Origin of the sequence: Arenibacter nanhaiticus (assembly GCF_900141935.1) — a bacterium.
GTDB lineage: Bacteria > Bacteroidota > Bacteroidia > Flavobacteriales > Flavobacteriaceae > Arenibacter > Arenibacter nanhaiticus.
Map to the genome: position 1 here is coordinate 13,576 of NZ_FQYX01000037.1, position 20,400 is coordinate 33,975.

The 20,400-nt window shown below is 39.0% G+C and carries 13 protein-coding genes and 4 tRNA genes; 11 read left to right on the top strand and 6 right to left on the bottom strand.

Features of this window, described 5'->3' with window-relative positions; all coding sequences use genetic code 11:
* Positions 1–42: 42 nt before the first annotated feature.
* Complete coding sequence (locus tag BUA16_RS16160; protein ID WP_072765783.1) at positions 43–753, bottom strand: queuosine precursor transporter; 711 nt, start codon at positions 751–753, stop codon at positions 43–45.
* A gap of 3 nt (positions 754–756) precedes the next feature.
* On the bottom strand, positions 757–2,517 hold the full coding sequence (gene sppA / locus BUA16_RS16165) for a signal peptide peptidase SppA (RefSeq protein WP_072765784.1): 1,761 nt from the start codon (positions 2,515–2,517) through the stop codon (positions 757–759).
* A gap of 194 nt (positions 2,518–2,711) precedes the next feature.
* Here sppA and folK point away from each other — a divergent pair, with 194 nt between their 5' ends.
* The gene (gene folK, locus BUA16_RS16170; RefSeq protein WP_072765785.1) at positions 2,712–3,857 is read left to right on the top strand and encodes a 2-amino-4-hydroxy-6-hydroxymethyldihydropteridine diphosphokinase; all 1,146 of its coding nucleotides are present in this window, start codon (positions 2,712–2,714) and stop codon (positions 3,855–3,857) included.
* A gap of 171 nt (positions 3,858–4,028) precedes the next feature.
* Here the strand turns inward: folK and BUA16_RS16175 are convergent, their stop codons facing one another.
* A complete protein-coding gene (locus BUA16_RS16175) occupies positions 4,029–4,559 on the bottom strand; it encodes an RNA methyltransferase (protein WP_072765786.1) in 531 nt (176 codons plus the stop codon).
* 311 nt (positions 4,560–4,870) lie between these two features.
* Between BUA16_RS16175 and mutS the strand changes: the two genes are divergently transcribed.
* The 10 genes from mutS (at position 4,871) to BUA16_RS16225 (ending at position 13,258) form a co-directional block, all read left to right on the top strand.
* Positions 4,871–7,447 carry a DNA mismatch repair protein MutS gene (gene mutS / locus BUA16_RS16180; protein ID WP_072765795.1) on the top strand — a complete coding sequence of 859 codons (2,577 nt, stop codon included), beginning with the start codon at positions 4,871–4,873 and terminating at the stop codon, positions 7,445–7,447.
* Positions 7,448–7,609: 162 nt separating this feature from the next.
* Positions 7,610–7,685, top strand: a tRNA-Gly gene (locus BUA16_RS16185).
* A 28-nt stretch (positions 7,686–7,713) separates the two neighbouring features.
* Positions 7,714–7,797: transfer RNA gene (locus BUA16_RS16190), tRNA-Leu, on the top strand.
* Between the two features lie 269 nt (positions 7,798–8,066).
* Positions 8,067–8,142: transfer RNA gene (locus BUA16_RS16195), tRNA-Gly, on the top strand.
* A 28-nt stretch (positions 8,143–8,170) separates the two neighbouring features.
* Positions 8,171–8,254 (top strand) — tRNA-Leu (locus tag BUA16_RS16200).
* A gap of 344 nt (positions 8,255–8,598) precedes the next feature.
* On the top strand, positions 8,599–9,732 hold the full coding sequence (locus BUA16_RS16205) for a sensor histidine kinase (protein WP_072765787.1): 1,134 nt from the start codon (positions 8,599–8,601) through the stop codon (positions 9,730–9,732).
* Between the two features lie 13 nt (positions 9,733–9,745).
* Positions 9,746–10,165: a response regulator gene (locus BUA16_RS16210; RefSeq protein ID WP_072765788.1), complete on the top strand. Its 420-nt coding sequence runs from the start codon at positions 9,746–9,748 to the stop codon at positions 10,163–10,165.
* 480 nt (positions 10,166–10,645) lie between these two features.
* A complete protein-coding gene (locus BUA16_RS16215; RefSeq protein ID WP_072765789.1) occupies positions 10,646–11,098 on the top strand; it encodes a CHRD domain-containing protein in 453 nt (150 codons plus the stop codon).
* A 215-nt stretch (positions 11,099–11,313) separates the two neighbouring features.
* On the top strand, positions 11,314–11,949 hold the full coding sequence (locus BUA16_RS16220; protein WP_072765790.1) for a SanA/YdcF family protein: 636 nt from the start codon (positions 11,314–11,316) through the stop codon (positions 11,947–11,949).
* Between the two features lie 115 nt (positions 11,950–12,064).
* On the top strand, positions 12,065–13,258 hold the full coding sequence (locus BUA16_RS16225) for an NRAMP family divalent metal transporter (RefSeq protein ID WP_245795584.1): 1,194 nt from the start codon (positions 12,065–12,067) through the stop codon (positions 13,256–13,258).
* A 494-nt stretch (positions 13,259–13,752) separates the two neighbouring features.
* Here the strand turns inward: BUA16_RS16225 and BUA16_RS16235 are convergent, their stop codons facing one another.
* The 3 genes from BUA16_RS16235 to BUA16_RS16245 form a co-directional block, all read right to left on the bottom strand.
* Positions 13,753–15,678 (bottom strand): OmpA family protein, encoded by a 1,926-nt coding sequence (locus BUA16_RS16235; protein WP_072765792.1) that lies wholly within the window; start codon positions 15,676–15,678, stop codon positions 13,753–13,755.
* 12 nt (positions 15,679–15,690) lie between these two features.
* Positions 15,691–16,677 (bottom strand): PorP/SprF family type IX secretion system membrane protein, encoded by a 987-nt coding sequence (locus BUA16_RS16240; protein ID WP_072765793.1) that lies wholly within the window; start codon positions 16,675–16,677, stop codon positions 15,691–15,693.
* An 8-nt stretch (positions 16,678–16,685) separates the two neighbouring features.
* On the bottom strand, positions 16,686–20,400 hold a 3,715-nt coding region (locus BUA16_RS16245; protein WP_143150541.1), incomplete at its 5' end, for a Calx-beta domain-containing protein.

A 20,400-nucleotide genomic window follows, 5' to 3' on the forward strand; every position in this document is an offset into this window, starting at 1 on the left:
TAAATACCTAATGTAATAAAAAGTGGTTCTAAACAAGAATCACTATGCGTCCAGATCAATTTCTTGATTCACTTCTAACTTAAAACGTTTTCTGAACATATGTACGAAAAAATAGAGAAAAGGAGTATCTATAAATGCTATAATTATCTTAAAAACAAAACCACTGACCACAAGGCCAAAGAACATATCCCAAGGCAATACCTTAAAGACACAGAGCAAGCCTACAACGGTAAAAGTATCTACAAATTGTGAAAGAAAAGTAGAGAAATTATTCCGCAACCACAGCTGCCTTCCTTTGGTCACTTTTTTCCAAAAATGATAAATGGCTATATCTATATATTGTGCAAACAAATAGGCCAACATAGAGGCAAAAACAGCAACCGGGGAAAGCGCGAACACCTTGTCAAACAGTCCATCATTTATTGGCGAAGCCTCTATTGCGGGAACATAATTGGCCAACAAAACGATCCCCATCGAAAAAAACGAAGCAAAAATACCTGCAGTCACTACCTGATTAGCTTTCTTTCTACCGTAAATTTCAGAAATAAGATCGGTTATTAAAAAGGTAATCGGATATGGCAGTATCCCCACGGAAACCTCAAAGAGGGTGGCCCCAAAAACCGTCACATCACCAAAGGGTTTCCAATAAAAGAATTTTTGAAAAATCAAATTGGAAACCACTAGGGAAGTGATGAACATGGCCCCTATATAGAGGTAAATTTTAAAGGCAAGCTTTTTATCTTTAGAAGTCATAAATTACTTTATATCCAAAACAAAAGGCATTCTTGCCTGTATCCCTTTCTGTTCCGTAGCAATTTTTAATTGCTGTAATATGCTGTAGGCTTGCGCCCCTATTTCTTGCTGTATAACAGACTCCTTGCTCTTGGCTCTGGCGCCAGAGAGGTCTTCCATTAGCTTTTCGAAGCCCGACTTGTATATGGGGAACTTTTTTATGCCATAGGTCTCTAATCCGACCATTTTTGCAGCTTCGGAAATAGCATCGTTCAATCCACCTAGTTCGTCTACAAGCCCCAATCGTCTGGCATCGGTACCACTCCAAACACGGCCTTGTGCCAAGCTATCGGCCTGTACCTTGGTTATCCCTCTACCGGCGGCCACTCTATCTAGAAAAACACTGTAGGTTTCTTCTATCCCTTCCTGAACGGTCGTTCTAAAAGAATCCTTCATAGGTTCAAAAATTGAATAGTCGACCGAATTGAGATTGGTTCCCACCTGTTCTGCATTGACCCCTATATCACTAGCCAATTGGCTCATATTGGGCACAGTTCCAAACACCCCTATAGAGCCCGTAATAGTGGTAGGTTCTGCAAAGATTTTATCTGCCCCGGCCGCAATATAATAGCCTCCCGAAGCAGCCACATCGCCCATTGAAACGAGCACCGGCTTTATTTCCTTGGTAATCTCTATTTCACGCCAGATAATATCCGAGGTCAACGCACTGCCACCAGGCGAATTTACCCGTAATACTATCGCTTTAACACTCTTGTCTTCCCTAGCTTTTTTTAAGGCCTCATTAATTATTCCTTGTCCTATAATATTGGGGCCACCCTCGCCGTAGATAATTTCTCCCTGGGCATAAACCACTGCAATTTTGTCGCTCCCACTTTTAATTTTTTTTCTGCCTGCTTCCTTAGCATAATCTGTGATGCTTACATAATTGATATCTTCATCGTCCTGTAAACCGATTTCGTTCTTTATAAAGGACTCGTATTCATCTAAATAAGCCACCCCGTCTATCAATCCGGTTAAGACTGCATTTTTTGATGTTCTTGTTCCCAAGGTATCGGCTATGACATTAAGGTTTTCTAAGGATATATTTCGACTGTCCCCAATATCGGAAAGCATGGAGGTCCATAGGCCTTCCAATAGTTCTTTTAACTGGGTTCTATTGGCGTCGCTCATTTCGTTGGCCAAAAAAGGCTCTACGGCACTTTTGTATTTACCATGACGGATAACCTCTATTTTAACCCCTGATTTTTCCTGTAGATCCTTAAAAAAAAGGACTTCTGTAGACAGCCCTTTAAAATCCATCATCCCTACCGGATTAAGGTAAACCTCTTGGGCAACACTGGCCAAATAATAATCCTTTTGGGTATAAAAATCGGCGTAGGCATACACAAATTTACCACTCTCGCGAAAGTCTTTTAAAGCCTTCCTTATAGCTTGGGTTTGAGAAAGTCCGGCCATCAGAACACTGCTTCGAATACTGATCCCTTTTATTTTATCGTCGTTCTTAGCGACTTCTATGGCATGTAAAATATCATCTAAACCTTTGGTATCCTCAAACAAACCGGCAAAAGGATTAGAATCGTCCTTCCCTACAAAATCCTTGATCGGACTTTGTAGTTGCACTTCCAATACCGAATTATTCTTAATTAATACCGAGTCCTCGGAGTTCCCTATAAGGGCCGCAAAAACTAGGAACATTACAAACAAGATTCCAAAAGCGATAAGGCAGCCAATAATTGCTGCTAATAAATTTCTTAAAAATTTCATGTAGTTCTTAAATTACAAATACTGACCAAAGATAACCATTGTTATATTTAGGCCTTTAAATTTATTCAGTTAAATCCCCCTTAATAATGATCAGTAAATACACATTCTTATAATATTAAGGATGAAAAACATCCCTCTTTTTATCGATTATTACAATGAAGTAGTTTTCTTTTTATTTACTTTGCCTCACTATTATGCAAAGCAAAACTACAGCCCATCTATCTATAGGCAGCAATCTTGGCGACAAATTAAATCAGCTTCAAGATGCTGTATTTTTAATCCATTCCCGTATCGGTAAGGTTTCCAAGGTATCCCCTATTTACGAAACACCGGCCTGGGGTTTTGATGGAGATAATTTTTACAATGCCTGTTTAAGCGTAGAAACGGCGCTTTCTCCAGAGTCATTATTAAAAAACTTACTGGAAATTGAAACCTTATTGGGCAGAAAACGTCATGACAGCTCTGGATATGCCTCTAGGACAATGGACCTCGATATATTATATTACGGTTCTGAAGTCCTCTCCGATGAATCGCTGACCATTCCCCATCCAAGTTTACAGTTGAGGCGATTTGTGTTAAGACCTCTGGCCGATATAGCCCCTCAATTTTATCATCCTATTTTAAAAAAGGACAGTAGGAACCTGCTACAGGAATGCCGTGACAAAAGCACCCTAGAACGAACTCCTTACAAACTATACACCACCAGGGAAGAACTTTTTTCTCAGTTTCATTTTATTGCCATTGAAGGAAATATTGGGGCAGGAAAAACCACTTTAGCCAATAAGATGGCTGCCGATTTTAACGCCAAATTAGTATTGGAACGTTTTGCGGAAAACCCATTTTTACCCAAGTTCTATGAAGACCAGAACAGGTTTGCCTTTCCCTTGGAGATGTCATTTTTAGCGGATCGTTACCAGCAATTTTTGGAGGACACTTCTCAGCTCGATTTGTTTAAAAACTTTATGGTAAGCGATTACGACATCAACAAATCGCTGATTTTTGCCAAAATAACCTTGCAGGAAGAAGAATTCAGGTTGTACAGAAAGCTCTTTAACTTAATGAACAAGGATGTACAAAAACCTAAAATATATGTCTACTTACATCAAACTACCGAACGTTTGCTGCAAAACATAAAACGCAGAGGCCGTAATTACGAACAAACCATAGCCCCTGAATATTTAGAGAAAATAAATCGTGGTTATCTAGAATATATCAAGACTCACCCTGCTCAGAACAATCTTATCATCAATGTTAGCCAAATGGACTTTGTTGAGAATCCAAAAGACTATGCACGTATTATAGATCAAATTCAGAAGTTTGCCGTAAATCTTGCGCTTTAAGATAAATTTCACAAAATTCTTGCAAATAACAAATCAATTTGTTTACTTGCAAGGGCAATTAAGGGGCTTTTCGCAAAGCGACCTTAAAGCGAAATAACCAACCAACACTTCGAGTTTTAAACTAACGAACTCAAAACCAAAAAAATAAAACCCAACCTCGGTTGGGTTTTTTTATACCCATAATTTTGACCACACATCCCAAACGACAATCCCAACACTTACCGAAATATTTAAAGAATGCTTGGTTCCGTATTGCGGAATTTCGAGTACCCCATCACTTTTAGAAACCACATCTTGGGAAACTCCTTTCACCTCGTTCCCAAAAATCAAGGCATATTTTTGATCCTTTGCTACCTTAAATTCATTTAACATCACTGCATTTTCTGCCTGCTCTACAGAATAGGTAGCATAACCGCCCTCTTGTAGTTCCTGTACAAGTGCCAAGGCAGATTCCCGGTATTCCCATGTAACGCTTTCTGTGGCTCCCAAAGCAGTCTTATGAATGTCCTTATGGGGCGGAGTGGCCGTTATACCACATAAATAAATCTTTTCTATTAAAAAGGCATCGGCTGTCCTAAAGACCGACCCTATATTATTTAGACTTCTCACGTTGTCCAAAACAATACATACAGGAGTCTTTTCTACCTGCTTAAACTCTTCAACATTCAATCGATCTAGCTCGCTATTTTCTAATTTTCGCATTTATGTTATTCTGTCTTATTGATTTTCCTTACTATTTTTCAACTCTTTATATCTTTTTGCAAAGCGGTAAATACGGAAAGTGAAAGTTCCCATCAAATTCGTATGGTATAAAAAAGGATGCTATCTTTATAAGAGGCTCCCTTTTATAATACCGAACCGCTATTTGTCCAAAGAAAATTTTATTTAAAATATCAACAATAGTTTACATTCCATTGGATTAATATTACTTTCGTTCTTTAGAAGGATACAAAAATAAGTTAATATAATCGCTTTTGGCCGACACAGGAAAAACAAAAAAGGTAACACCGTTAATGAAGCAGTACAATGCCATCAAGATAAAATATCCTGATGCCTTGTTGCTTTTTAGAATTGGTGATTTTTACGAAACTTTTGGAGAAGATGCAGTTAAAGCCTCCAAAATATTAGGTATTATCCTCACTCATAGGAATAATGGTGGCGACCGAACCGAACTGGCCGGTTTCCCCCATCATTCCCTTAACACCTATTTGCCAAAATTGGTCAAAGCAGGACAACGTGTAGCCATCTGCGATCAGCTAGAAGACCCTAAACTCACCAAAACCATCGTAAAAAGAGGGGTTACGGAATTGGTCACCCCAGGGGTAGCCATGAACGATGACATCTTATCGGCAAAGACCAATAACTTTTTATGTGCGGTACATTTTGGTCGAAAACGCTTGGGAATTTCCTTTGTCGATATATCTACGGGCGAATTTCTTGTTTCGGAAGGCAATGAGGAGCAAATAGACAAACTCTTACAAAATTTTGCTCCCAACGAAGTACTGGTTTCTAAGGCCAACAAGAAGGAGTTCAAGGAAGTTTTTGGCACTCAGCTGCATACCTTTTTTACCGAAGATTGGGTTTTCCAGGAAGACTACGCAATGGAGACCCTTACCAATCATTTTAAAACAAAAACCCTAAAAGGTTTTGGAGTAGACCATTTAAACCACGGCATCGTTGCTGCCGGGGTGGTCATGCATTACCTCTCCGAAACTCAGCATCGGAAATTGCACCACATCGCAAGCTTACAACGTATTGCAGAAGAAGAATACGTATGGATGGACCGGTTTACTATTAAAAATTTAGAATTATACCATTCTTATAACCAAAATGCGGTAACCCTGCTAGAGGTAATAGACAAGACCATCTCTCCTATGGGCGGTAGAATGCTGAAAAGATGGTTGGCCCTGCCTTTAAAAAATATTGAGAAAATACGCAGAAGACATCAGGTAGTTACCTATTTGTCCGAAAACGAGCTTGTTTTTAGCAAACTGCAGAATGCCATAAAACTCATGGGCGATCTGGAGCGATTAATTTCCAAAGTAGCCACGGGAAAAATAAATCCGAAAGAGGTTATTCAGCTTAAAAACTCCTTGGAAGCAACGGTCCCTATCAAACAACTTACAACAAAGAGCAGTAATGAAGCGCTGAACCTTATTGGCGACCAACTGCATAACTGCGACATGCTTCGGAGCAAGATAAAAGAGATGATCAGTGAAGAGGCTCCGGTAAACATGTTAAAAGGCAGTACTATTGCCAGGGGATATTCGACAGAATTGGACGAACTGCGCGATCTGGCCTTTTCCGGAAAGGATTATCTGGACAAGATGCTCGAAAGAGAAACAGAACGCACCGGAATAACTTCTTTAAAAATTGCCTCTAATAATGTTTTTGGCTATTATATAGAGGTACGTAATGCCCATAAGGACAAAGTTCCCCAAGAGTGGATCAGGAAACAGACCCTGGTAAGTGCAGAACGCTACATTACCGAGGAGCTTAAAGAATACGAAGCTAAGATCCTAGGTGCCGAAGAACGCATATTAAGCTTAGAGCAGCAACTCTTCGCCCAATTGGTCACTTGGATGCAAGAATACATTGCCCCAGTGCAGAACAATGCTCACCAGATAGCTCAACTGGACTGTCTTTGCGGTTTTACCCAATTAGCGAAAGAAAATAATTATACAAGTCCCGAAATGAACGATTCTACGGAATTATCGATCAGCAACGGGCGACACCCGGTAATTGAAAAGCAATTGCCTATAGGGGAAGAGTATATTGCCAATGATGTATTGTTGAATCGCGAAGACCAACAGATCATTATGATTACCGGCCCCAACATGAGTGGTAAGTCGGCTATCCTTAGGCAAACAGCCCTGATAGTCCTCTTGGCACAAATGGGTAGTTTTGTTCCTGCTACCGCTGCAAAAATAGGTTGTGTCGATAAAATCTTTACCCGTGTAGGGGCAAGTGACAATATTTCTATGGGCGAATCTACCTTTATGGTCGAAATGAACGAAACCGCCTCTATCCTTAACAACCTTTCTGATCGCAGTTTGGTACTCTTAGATGAAATAGGAAGAGGTACTAGTACTTATGACGGAATCTCGATTGCCTGGGCAATTTCCGAATATCTTCATGAACATCCTGCTAAGGCCAAGACCTTATTTGCGACCCATTACCATGAATTGAACGAAATGACCACAACCTTTGAACGGATCAAAAACTACAATGTATCGGTAAAAGAACTAAAAGACAATGTGCTCTTTTTACGTAAACTTACTCCTGGAGGAAGCGAACATAGTTTTGGAATCCACGTGGCTAAAATGGCCGGAATGCCGCAACAGGTTATCAGCAAAGCCAACAAAATCCTCAAGAAACTCGAAAAAACACACTCCAGTGAAGAATTGACCGATAAATTACAGTCTGCACAGAATGAAATGCAATTAAGCTTTTTTAACTTGGACGACCCCTTGTTACAACAGATAAAAGAAGAGATAACCCATCTAGATATCAACACCTTAACCCCTGTAGAAGCATTAATGAAACTCAATGAAATTAAGCGTTTGCTCACCAAAACTAAAAATGCCTAAGTTGTGGTAAGAAAATAAATTATTTTTAACCTTCTATAACCCCCTCATTTTATGGGGGTTATTTTTTTTTGATTTTTTTTCTGAAAAAGTGCTTTGGTATTTACATAATTGTCTTAAATTTGCTCCCGCATCCAAACAGGATGCCACGTTCATAAATAGCACGCGAAAATAGCTCAGTTGGTAGAGCGCCACCTTGCCAAGGTGGAGGTCGCGGGTTCGAATCCCGTTTTTCGCTCCATCAAATAGATGCACTGCAATGCAGTTAGGCTCGAGTGGTGGAATTGGTAGACACGTTGGACTTAAAATCCAATGGACATTAGTCCGTGCGGGTTCAAGTCCCGCCTCGAGTACTCAAACCCTTGTTGATCGTAAGATTTTCAAGGGTTTTTTGTTTTATATGCTATTGCCCTGCTATAGTACGCTTCCATAAAAATAAAACGAAGCATCACACCTGGTTAAATTTCTATGTGTAAACAACTAGTTTACACCACTCCCTATTTTTATTTCAATATTTTTTCGACCGTACGTTTTAAAAAACTTAAAAAGTGCTTTGGTATTTACATAATTGTATTAAATTTGCGCCCTCATCCCAATAGGATGTCACGTTCATAAACAGCATGCGAAAATAGCTCAGTTGGTAGAGCGCCACCTTGCCAAGGTGGAGGTCGCGGGTTCGAATCCCGTTTTTCGCTCCATCAAATAAATGCACTGCAATGCAGTTAGGCTCGAGTGGTGGAATTGGTAGACACGTTGGACTTAAAATCCAATGGACATTAGTCCGTGCGGGTTCAAGTCCCGCCTCGAGTACTCAAACCCTTGTTGATCTATAGATTTTCAAGGGTTTTTTTGTTTTATAAACTTTTTTCATACCAATAATATGCGCCTAGAGAAAGAACACAGACCGTTGGCTAAATAGGAATATTTTAAGTTCCCGCACAACTCTACTTTAAATAATTCAGTATTTTGTAAACACACCTATTCAACCTATATCCTAGCAAAAGAGTTATCAAAAACCTTACAACCCAGTTATAAAAAGGTATTTCTTAAATTTGAACCCAATACAACCTCAAATAGAACATAACCATGCAGCCCCAAATCAAGTTTTACCTGTAAGTATAGTTCAATACCAGGCATCCTATAGCAATTAAATAATGAATCTAGCCAAAACAATATCATCCCAGGACCATCTGTCAAAAGAAGAAAATTGGCTCTCCAAACAACTAGACGACTATAAATACGCCTTGGACGAATCGGCTGTTGTAGTTATTACGGATGCTAACGGTATCATTATTCATGTAAACGATAATTTTTGCAGAATTACCCAATATGCACGAGAAGAATTAATTGGACAGAACCACAGGCTTATCAACTCTGGCTACCATGGCAAGGAATTTTTCAAGGAATTATGGACTACCATCACCACCGGAAAAATTTGGAAAGGAGAGCTAAAGAACAAGGCTAAAGACGGGAGTTATTATTGGGTAGATACTACCATTGTTCCCTTTCTGAACGAATCGGGGCAGCCTTATAAATATGTGTCCATTCGCTCGGACATTACCTCAAGAAAACGGCAGGAGGAAAAACTACAACATTATTCCAAAGTCTTGGAATATCAAAACACCCAATTATCCGATTTCTGTAATATTGTTTCCCATAATTTAAGGGGACCAATGATCAATATCGCCATGCTGGTCGATTATATAGAAGGAAGCGAAGATATCGAAATACAGAAAGAAGCGCAGTCTAAAATAAAGCCGGTCGTAAACCATTTATTAGAACTGATAGACGAATTGGTGACCTCGGTTCAAATCAAGCACGATACCAAAATTAAATCGGACACCATAAAACTAAGCGACTGTTTAGAAGAAATTCTATTAGAATACGAGACTCAGATAACTACCTACAACATCCACCTTATCACAAATATAAAGGAAGACGATACTGTCATTTTTCCTCATAAATACATGGTCAGCGTTCTTAGTAATTTAATCAGCAATGCTATTAAATACAGATCCATGGAGCGCCAGGCAATAATCGAAATTAGCTTTAATAAAATAAAGGATACATCGATAATAGCAGTTAGGGACAACGGTGTGGGAATGGATCTGAACCTATACAAGGACAAAATATTTAAAATAAGTAAAACTTTCCATAAAAATCCGGATGCCAAAGGTTTTGGTCTTTATATGATAAAAAACCAAATAGAAGCTATGGAAGGTAAAATATGGGTAGAAAGCGAAGTAGATAAAGGCTCTACATTCTTTGTAGAACTTTCAAACCAATAAAAAACATTAGTAAATGAACTTTTCGATTATAGATGATGATGAGCTGTATGTCTTCCTTATTAAAAAGACCCTAACAAAAGTAGCTCCTATCCAATTTACGAACGTTTTTGGAAACGGTTTGGATGCTTATAACTTTATAAAGGAGAACAGGGAAAACCAAGATTTGTTACCCGATGTTTTATTACTAGACCTTAACATGCCTATTATGGATGGTTGGGAATTTTTAGAGGCCTATACAAAGCTTAAGCCCACTATTTGCAAACCTATCGCCATTTATATTTGTTCTTCCTCCATTTCTCCAGACGATGTCATTGCCGCCGAGAACCATATAGAAGTAACCGATTATATTGTTAAACCCTTATCTAAGGAAAAAATCAACCAACTCCTTAAAACTTTCAACCTCAGTACTCCTCCAAAAAATAGTAGTCTCTAAAGAAGAGCTAAAGTTCTTCGGAACATTCGACAATAGCGGCCTTTTTTATCGATTAGGCACCTATAAATCCGTTCCAAACCCTTTATAATTTCAAGTATATTCTTTTGGGCGTTCCCTCCTTCGTCGGGCGGGCCCTTCGCTATATCCCTTGCTTCGCTACGGGGATGCCGCCGCGGTCCCTAACGCATCATAATTCCATAATATCTTGCGGCACCACAAGCAACCTTAAAAGCGCCGTGTGCCCCTAAAAGGAATACTTATGCCATGTATCCCTACTGTACCTAGAATTAAACAACAGTTCACCCGACCCCTGAGAAACATTGGACTTTTTCTTTCATTTGTTTTTAGTTTTTGGTGTTCCATTCCAAAACAAGATTTTTTGGATTTTCTTACACTATGTCGATTATATAAACAGATGGCAGTATTAATATGTGGAGCCGCAGATAATTACCGAATTTCATACTACTAAAACCATAGAATATGAAAAAATATACTTTATTATTTTTGGCATCCATGCTCGTATTTGTTAGTGGTTGCGGCAAAGATGAGTTCCCACCACTTGACCCTGCTAAATCCAGGGTGTATTCCTTAAGTCCTGTGGCTAATTCAAAAATTTCTGGAACGGTAACCTTTACCAAAAACGACGATGGAACAACGACGGTATTAATAGAATTAAGCGGCTCCTCCACGGACGTCCATCCGGCATTCATTCGTCTTGGAAAGACAGGTTCCAATGGAGAAATAGTGATTACACTTGAACCTATTGATTGTGATTGTGAAAGCGGAATTTCTATTGTAAAAACATTGGACGATGGCACTCCCATTACTTTTGACGAACTTGTAAAATATGAAGCTTATATCACTATCCATCAAAACAAGGACCATTTGGAAGTAATTATTTTACAAGGAAATATTGGAAATTCTAGCAACTAGAAAGTTTTCTTTCCTATATCAAAAAAAAATAAACAAACCTCGGGCTCTAAAGCCGAGGTTTGTTTATTTAGAACTAGACCGATTTTCGAATGCCTCATAAAATATGTTGATCCCAGCTTGTAATGCCGAGTAAGTTTATTTACTCCCAAAATCCCCCCCCACGCTACCATTTATCATTTTCATTTCACTATCTTTCTGAGTTGATCTAAGGACTTATGAAAAAAAGTATTGCCTACACCGTTCTTATCTTGTTAACCGGAATCTCTTTGGTTTTAACAATTTGCCATTACCTGGTAGAAATTTCTACAGAAGACAAAACCTATTGGAATATTCACGAAATACCTAATAACAACGTGGGATTAGTTTTGGGCACTTCCCATAAATTGATAGGCGGAAAATCTAACCCCTATTACACCAATAGAATCCAAGCTACTATAAATTTATTCAAAGCCGGAAAAATCGATTTTATATTGGTCAGTGGCGATAATAGTAGTCGCTACTACAACGAACCTAAAGTCTTTAGAAGAGATCTGATAAAGGGAGGTATTCCGGCTAATAAAATATTTATGGATTATGCCGGTTTTAGAACCTTAGATTCCATCGTACGGGCCCAAGCTGTTTTTGGATTAGACCAATTAACCGTAATATCACAAGAGTTCCATAACGAACGAGCCATTTACCTCGCCAAAAAGAAAGGGATTGATGTTATTGGATTCAATGCTAGGGATATTGATGGGAAATCAGGTCAAAAAGTACGTATACGCGAGTATTTTGCCAGGGTTAAGCTGTTTGTAGACTTGGCCCTAAATACACAGCCTAAATTTTTTGGAGAAAAAGTCGATATTAAATAACCTCTTTTAGAAAAATAATCCCAATAAATAGTATTTTAGATTTTCCAAACCTATCAAGCTGTCGACACTTAGGAATCTAATTAAAAATTTGGGGCCAGGCCTTCTTTTTGCAAGCATGGCCATTGGAACATCCCATTTGGTATTGTCTACCAAAGCGGGTGCTCAATATGGGTGGATCATGATTTTCCCTATTCTTTTGGCCAATATTTTTAAATATCCATTTTTTGAATTTGGCGTTAGGTATACCAATATCACAAATAGGACACTTATAGAAGGCTACCTAAATCGCGGCAAGTCCTATTTAATATTTTATGCCCTTATTACCTTGGTAAATACTTTTACCATACTTGCAGCCCTATATGTTGTAACCTCCGGATTATTTATCAATCTTATACAACTTCCAGAGCTTTCTTTCGATTTGGTAGCAATAGGACTCTTTGTTTTTATTAGTTTAATACTAATTATAGGGCGTTATAGCTTTCTAGAAATTTCCTTAAAATACGTTGTCAGCATTTTGTTCGTAGCCTTATTGGTCACTACAGTTTTGGTTATTGCCAATGGTAAGGTTAGCGAGGTGCCCAATTTTAAGGCGCCCAAGATTTTTGATGAAGTGGGGATCCTATTTTTAATAGGGTTAATGGGATGGATGCCCACCACGGTAGAGGCTTCGAGCTGGATAAGTCTATGGAGTGTAGAAAAATTTAACAGTACAAAGACAAAACCCTCGATTAAGGAGGCGCTCCATGAATTTAAATTCGGGTATTACACAACAGCCCTACTTGCCGTATTCTTCTTAATAATTGGATGGCTTACCCTCTATGGTACCCAGACCGAATTAAGTGGAAATGCCGTGATCTTTGCAGACCAAATAGTACAAATATTTACAACCAATATAGGTCTTTGGTCCTACTTCCTTATTGCCATCGCTGCCTTTGCTACCATGTTCAGTACCTGTATGACCGCACATGATGCCATTGCCAGGGTCAGCATTGACACCCTTAAACTGTTGTTTCCTAAAAGTATTAAACCAACAAAAAACCTTTTTTCTTTTGCCATATTGTTATTGGCCATTATTAATTTCTCGGTCATCCACTATTTCGCGGCCAATATGGGACAACTGATTGCCTTAGCTACCTTTGTTTCCTTTGTTATGGCGCCCATTATTGGATATATGAATCTTAAAAATGTTATGAGCGATGAAATACCAGAAATTTATCGCCCTAACAAAAGCCTCCAAATATTAAGTTATTTAGGAATCGTATTTCTAGGTGTTTTTTCTGTTTACTATTGTTGGATGGTTCTATGGTAGTGCTGTCTGACATCCCATTCTTACTGCTACGACGAGAATATCCGATACATCAAATTTTAAACAAGATTCTTACAATTAATTCAATAAAACAGCGTTTTTGTTTATGTATTAAAAAGAAAACTACCTAACGGTTTAACTTATTTTTAACGCTCCATATTTGCATTTGGCTCATATAACCACAACCTTTGTACTTATGGATGATAAAGGATTTAGAATGAAATTGATCAATATTAGTAGAAAAACGAGAAATGAGAAGCGATTTAACCCCAAAATGGGTATTTTAAATGCGAAAGTAACTTACATTAAAAAAGTCATTCTCGGTATCCCTATCAAAACCCTTCACCGTTATCGAGAAACATATTACGGAGAAATAAAAGATTGTAAAAATTGTGTTCTTAGCAGATAAGCAAAGACATTTCTTAATAGGATACCCATTACAATAGAAAATCCCAGCTTTAACCGAGCTGGGATTTTTTGTGTCTTTCAGTTTTTTACTAGTCCTGATAATTAAGCACCACAATCAACGACCTTTCGTTTTTATTGTGCAGTATATCCAGACAGAAAACACCATTTTTACAATTATTGGTCAGCCTTTCTTCTCCATATCCTACAACCTCAATAATGTTCGTTTGAGAAACCCCGTTCTGTATCAGGTATTTATTAATGGCATTCGATCTTTTTTGAGAAAGTGTAAGATTGGCACTGTCTCCCCCTCTACTATCTGTATGCGATTCTATTCTTAGTCGGAGATGTGGAAATCTGCTGATAACATCGACGACCTTATCCAATTCTTGGGCTATCTCGGGAGTTATATAGCTGTCGCCTTTGGTAAAATAAAACTTGTTCAATTTTATCACCGGCTGTCCTTCTTTTTGCTCTACTAAATCGTCCAAAAACTTAATCCCCATATTCAAAGACCTCTTCTGTATTTCTTCTAATTCCGGAGCCTCGTAGGTAACCGAAAAAATAGAATGTCGGTCCTTAGTAGCCTCAATAGTGACCGTATCTTCAAAAGGCACCTCTACCCTATAACGACCTTCAGAATCTGTGGTTAACTCTTTAATAACATTTCCCTGTTTATTTAATAACCGTAACTGTGCGTTGGCGATTCCTCTATTAGAAGCTAAATTGACTACCATTCCTTTGAGGGCCAAAGTCTTTAACCCTAAGTTTTCCTGGACTTTAAACCCATATATATCATCATTGCCCTTACCTCCTTCCCTATTAGAAGAAAAATACCCAATCAATCCATTATTGTCCGACCTTTTAATAATAAATCCAAAATCGTCTTTTGGCGAATTTATACCCTCACCCAGATTTATGGGAAGACTAAAACTATTGTCTTCCTGTAGGTTGGATTTGTAAATATCCATTCCTCCCAACCCATAAAATATATCTGAAGAAAAGTATAAAGTATTTTCAAAGATATAGGGCGCAATTTCATTCCCAGGGGTATTGATCCTTGGCCCTAAATTAATTGGACCCGACATTATTAGGCCGTCATTGGTATACACATAGTAAATATCGGTACCTCCTAAACTATCCTCAAAATTCGCAGCAAAAAACAGTCTACCTGTTTTAGCCTCAAAAAAAGGATAATAAAAAGATGTGTTTAAATCGCGGAGTACATATTTAAAAGACCCCCTTCCATTTCCCATGCCTATGGATAAGGCATTTTTACCCTTCTCACTAAATTGTAAATAATCGTCTTCCGAATTAGACAATATATAGAATATATAATCTAATTCTTTAGAGTAATAAGGGGTGGCCTGGTGAAATTTTGATTCGGCAATCCCTTTAAATGCCTCTGGGGTTACTATATCGCCCTGGCTGTTTAAAGCAGCTTCATAAATATCTAAATATGCTTCCCCCGAGGGTTCATATATATTTTTGCCTTTTTGAGGTCTATCACTAGAAAACAATATTTTGTCTTTATAAAAGGTTGGAGAAAAATCGGCTTGGGCACTATTGCTGCTTACATTAAATATTTTATAATCCGATACATCCTTTGTATCGGATGTAATTAATGATTCATTAAAGCCAGTATTCTCCAACAATTCTCCAGATAGGGCTGGTTTTTTCGCTTCAAAATACTTTTTCACACCTTCCAGATCGGAAGTATAAGATAGGGATTGTAGCATTCTATTAAAGTGATACTTGGACATGCTCGTATCTTTTTGGAACATATTGACATAAATCTCGGCCGACTTTTTATAATCGGAAGTTTTAAAATAGGCGTCGGCCAAGTTTAAATATTGCTTATTGGAAAGCGCTCCTTCCCGTAATTCTTTCTGATATTCCTTTATGGCCTCATTATAGGAGTACTCAAAGAACAATACGTCTCCTTTCGATTGTTTCACTTGGGAAAAAGCGATCGAAGTAAGCATCGTAAAAATTAAGGCTATGTATTGTATCCTCATATCATATCTGTTTTAGAAAAATCTTGGACTATCGATCTGCTTTGGTTTTCCCTTCTGGTCTTGCCTTTTCTCTTTATTAGCAGTATCTCCTCTTCCAAAATAAAATTTTAGTATCACTTCATGTGAACCTTGACTGTACTCTGCTAAACCATTGGTGTTATAGTCATAGGAATACCCTAAAAATGTTCCTTTAGATATCTGTATCCCGGCCAGACCACTAACGGCATTATCCCATCTATAAGAAGCTCCTAGGGTAAGGAGGTCGCTAATTAAAAAGTTAGCCGATAGGTTCGTATTCAATGGCGAACCGTTTAAATAATTCAACAAAAAAGCCGGTTTAAACTTTAGGTTCTCCGACAGTTCAAACACATAGCCTCCAATAAAATTAAATTGCATTTTGTCTTCTACTATGGTTGCTACCTCATCTGCATAAATGCCATTGGTTAAAAAATTAGGCACCGATAGCCCCAAATACCAATCTTCCTCATAAAGGAAAACCCCCGCTCCCAAGGTGGGATAAAATTTATTGAACTTGTCCGAGGTCACCAAAGGTTCATTAGGGTTCTCAAAGTCCCCTTTGGTATAATCTACATTTAAGAGTGATCCCCCAGCATCGATTCCGAAGGACAACTTGGTTTCTTGGGACAACATCACTTGAAAGGAATAGGCGAAATCTACATATGTTTGGGAGGTGGGTCCCAATTCATCGCTAATGATATTAAACCCTAATCCGTGTTTTTCATTGGCCAATGGAATGTTGAGGCCAAACCTGATGGTCCTTGGTGCCCCCGGAATTCCAGACCACTGTTCTCTGTACAGTCCGCTCATATCCGTCGTTTCTACCGTCCCCACATAAGCGGGATTAAAACTTCCAATATTGTACATATATTGAGTGTATTGAGGCTCCTTTTGCCCCATTACCACCAAGGTTGCACTACAAAATATAATGCAAAAAATGAAAAATCTTCTATACGGTATACCCTTTGTTCTATTACCCATAGTTTATCTTATCTTATAATTTGGAGCCAACCTTTCTTAACCTGAGTTCCCTCGCCAAGGTGTAAAATGTAAAAATATGTTCCCTTTGGCAGATCCCCGTTTTTACCGGTTCCAGACCAAGTATTATCATATTTTTTGGTGGCAAAAACCTGGTTGCCATACCTGTCGTAAATTTCTAAAGTTGTGTTGGGATACGACTGTATATCGTTAATCTTTAACACATCGTTTATACCATCATTATTTGGAGATATCTGATTAAAAACAAATCCACTTTCACCATTAGAACGTGCTCCAACGATTATATCAACAAAAGCAATATTATTATCCTCATTGTTGTCATTTGGAAAAGTATCTACAATCCTAACCGTATTTCTAAAGGATCCCTCAATGGGAACGCTCACCCTAATTTCCAAGGTATTCATCTCATTGCCCAAAATTTCTGGTAATTCCCATACCCCAACTATTTCATCATAGGTCCCCTTGGTGGCCGTGTGGGATACATATTCAAATCCTATAGAAGAATCTATCAACTCGTTAATCCTTACCGCTGTAACCCTCCTTGGGCTATTGTTGGTCAGGAGTATCGTAAATACTATTTCATCGCCTACCAAAGGGTTATCCTTATCAACACTTTTTTCTAGCCCCAAGTCTATATCGTCGGGTGGATTAACCATTATATCAATCGAAGATGTATTGTTGGCCACGTTGCTATCCGCTGGTTGAGATTGACTAACGGTGGCTGTATTTGTATAATTCCCTTCAGCGATCGTTAATAAGGTTATTTCTAAACGTACCGTTTCTCCCATCTCTATGCTATCAATTTCCCATAAGCCGCTAAGCTCATTAAAACTACCTAAAGAAGCAGTGTGGGAAATATATTCCAAGCCAGCGATATCACTAATGGGATCATTGATTTCAATAGTATTGATAGCAGTTTGGCTTAAATTGCTTACTGCAATGGTATATACCACTTGGTCTCCTAACCTTGGAGATTGGTTGTTGACTGTTTTTACAATCGCTAAGTCTATTATACAAGCCGAAGATATATTTGGAATACAGGGGTTATCATTGGCCGGATCTAGTTGATCTACAATTCCGTCATTATCAGAATCCAATATATTGGAGTCCAGGGCATCTATGATACCATCCCCGTCTGTATCTATTGGGTTATTTACATCATCCCCAACTTCCTGGCCATCATCGATACCGTCACCATCTGAATCTGCATTGTTAGGATCTGTTCCTAGTACTATCTCATTGTCATCTATAATACCATCATTGTCCGTATCGATGGTACAATCGGAAACACTTATCGTTATAGAAACCGAAGAATTGGTACAGGGTGCCTGAGCACCATTGGTGGTATATGTAAACAGGTAATCACCATTGGCTAAACCTTCAAAATCGACTATATTACCCGTTCCAATTTCTATTGTCGTAACAGGCCCTGAGCTAAATACCCACTCCCCGCTATCGGCATCCGATAATTGGTTATCCAAAGCCACGGTGGTAGGGCCATCGTCACTAACAATACTACATGCCGTGGTGTTAGAAGGTACCCCTGGGGAAACCTCTGGAAAAACAGCTGCTATGACCGGTATACGGGTAGAATTACAACCATCTTCGGAAGAGGCCACATAATAGGTGGTAGTTGCCGTAAGAATAGGCGTTGTAAAACTGGTGCCTGTGCCTAAAATTGGACCTCCAATAGCTGCAGCATACCAATTTAAAATGCCCTCATCTACTATTGCCTCTAAAACGACTGTTCCTTCTCCACAACGTTCGGCCCCGGTAGTACTGGTTATTATTGGGGAATTTTTAAAGTCGAGGGTTATTTCCAAAGCTGGACTAGCGCAGCCATTAACCGCGTCATAGAAAAAACCGTAATAGGTCCCAGGAAATTCCGAATCAACAATAGAAGATCCCAAATGATTGGCTTCATCGGTCAGATCAATAATATCCGTACTCCATGTCAGTACTGTCCCGGCTGGAGGAACGCTATTGGTATAGGCATTTAGATCTTGATTAGGAACATCACAAAAAACAGTCGCTACCTCCGTATTTAATACTGGTGCTATTGGTCCGGCAGGGCAGGTTTCATCGTCCAGGATAGTACCTAAGCCTTCTCCGTCTCCTATACTCACCAAAACATTTGTCGTACTCGATAAGTTTAAGGTAAAACTTTCATCCTCTAGTTCTACGATATTATCATTGATAATGGGCACTGAAACAGTTTGGGTTTCGCCATCGTTACCGCTAAAGGTAACAGCCCCTGTTACTGATGTATAATCTTCCCCCGCAATGGCCGTACCGTCTACAGTGTTATAGTTGACATCAAAACTACCGATAGAAGACCCTGTGAGGGTAAGGGTAAAGACTGCTTCGCTCTGATTCTCTGCTACAATAACATCATCTATGGTTATGTTGGCCGAATCATTGTCCGTAATACTAACCGTCGCAGAAGCATTTCCTATAGTTATATTTCCAATTCCCTCTACATTGCTAACATTGACAAAAAATGTCTCACTAGGCTCTACAAATAGGTCATCATTAATATCAACAACTATATTTTGGCTTTCCCCATTATTGCCAACAAAACTGAGCTCTCCATTAACAGCCATATAATCAAATAATGCACCAGCTGTGGCAGTATTGTTCTGAGTCGCATAATCGACCGTAAAGCTATTGGCCACATTCCCAAAAAGTGTAACCGTTAGCACAGCAGTACCTACCCCTTCGTTCACCGTTACGGTTGTGGTATTGATGGCTATAGTGGCCTGGTCTATATCGAGGTTTAATACATCAACATCGGCTACATCCGCCCCGGAGATAGTGTTATAATTAGCATCTGCCGAAGTAACATTTCCCGTTATTATAGTATAATTTTGGTTGCCATCAACAGTATTATCAGCGACTCCTGTCACAGTCACCGGAACTCCCATTTGCCAATCTGCAATAGGAATAACTACATTGGCAGCAACTGCTCCTTCTGCCGTGTCACTGCTACTCAAGGCTATGGTCACCGGAGCTGTGGGCTCACTAGAAAGCGTCACTAAAAAATTGGCCGTGGTTCCTGCCTCCGAGGTATTGCCACTTATTGGACCTATATTTATCCCTACACTATCATTATCGGTATTGGTCACTACTACATTTTGATCGGCCAAACTATCAAAACTATCATCACTATTGTCATCGTCTATACGGAGCCTTACATTATAGGTTTGGTCTCCATCGACTATATCGTCGTTCACAGGAGTTACCGTAACCGTCCTAGGAACATTCCAATTGGCGGGAGAAAAAGTCAGACTTGCCGGACTCACTACCCCTTCAGTAGTATCCAAAGAAGTTGCCAATACTACAACATTAGAAGTTGGAGCCGAATTAAGGACTAGACTAAAGGTTTGAGATGTGCCACCTTCTGTCGTAGTTAATATTAATGGTGTAATATTGATTCCTACATTATCATCATCAGTATTGGTAACCGTAACGGTCTTATCGGCCAAAGCGTTAAAACTATTGTCACTGTTCGGGGCGTCAACACTGATAGTAATATCATAAACTTGAGCTCCATCGGCAACGGCATCGTCCACTGCGGTAACGTTGACCGTTTGAGCGGTATCCCAGTTAGCAGTTGTAAAAGTTAAACTAGATGGCCCTACTGTTCCTTCACTAGGATCGCCCGAAACAATATCGAAGACTACATTACTCGTCGGCTGGGACGTC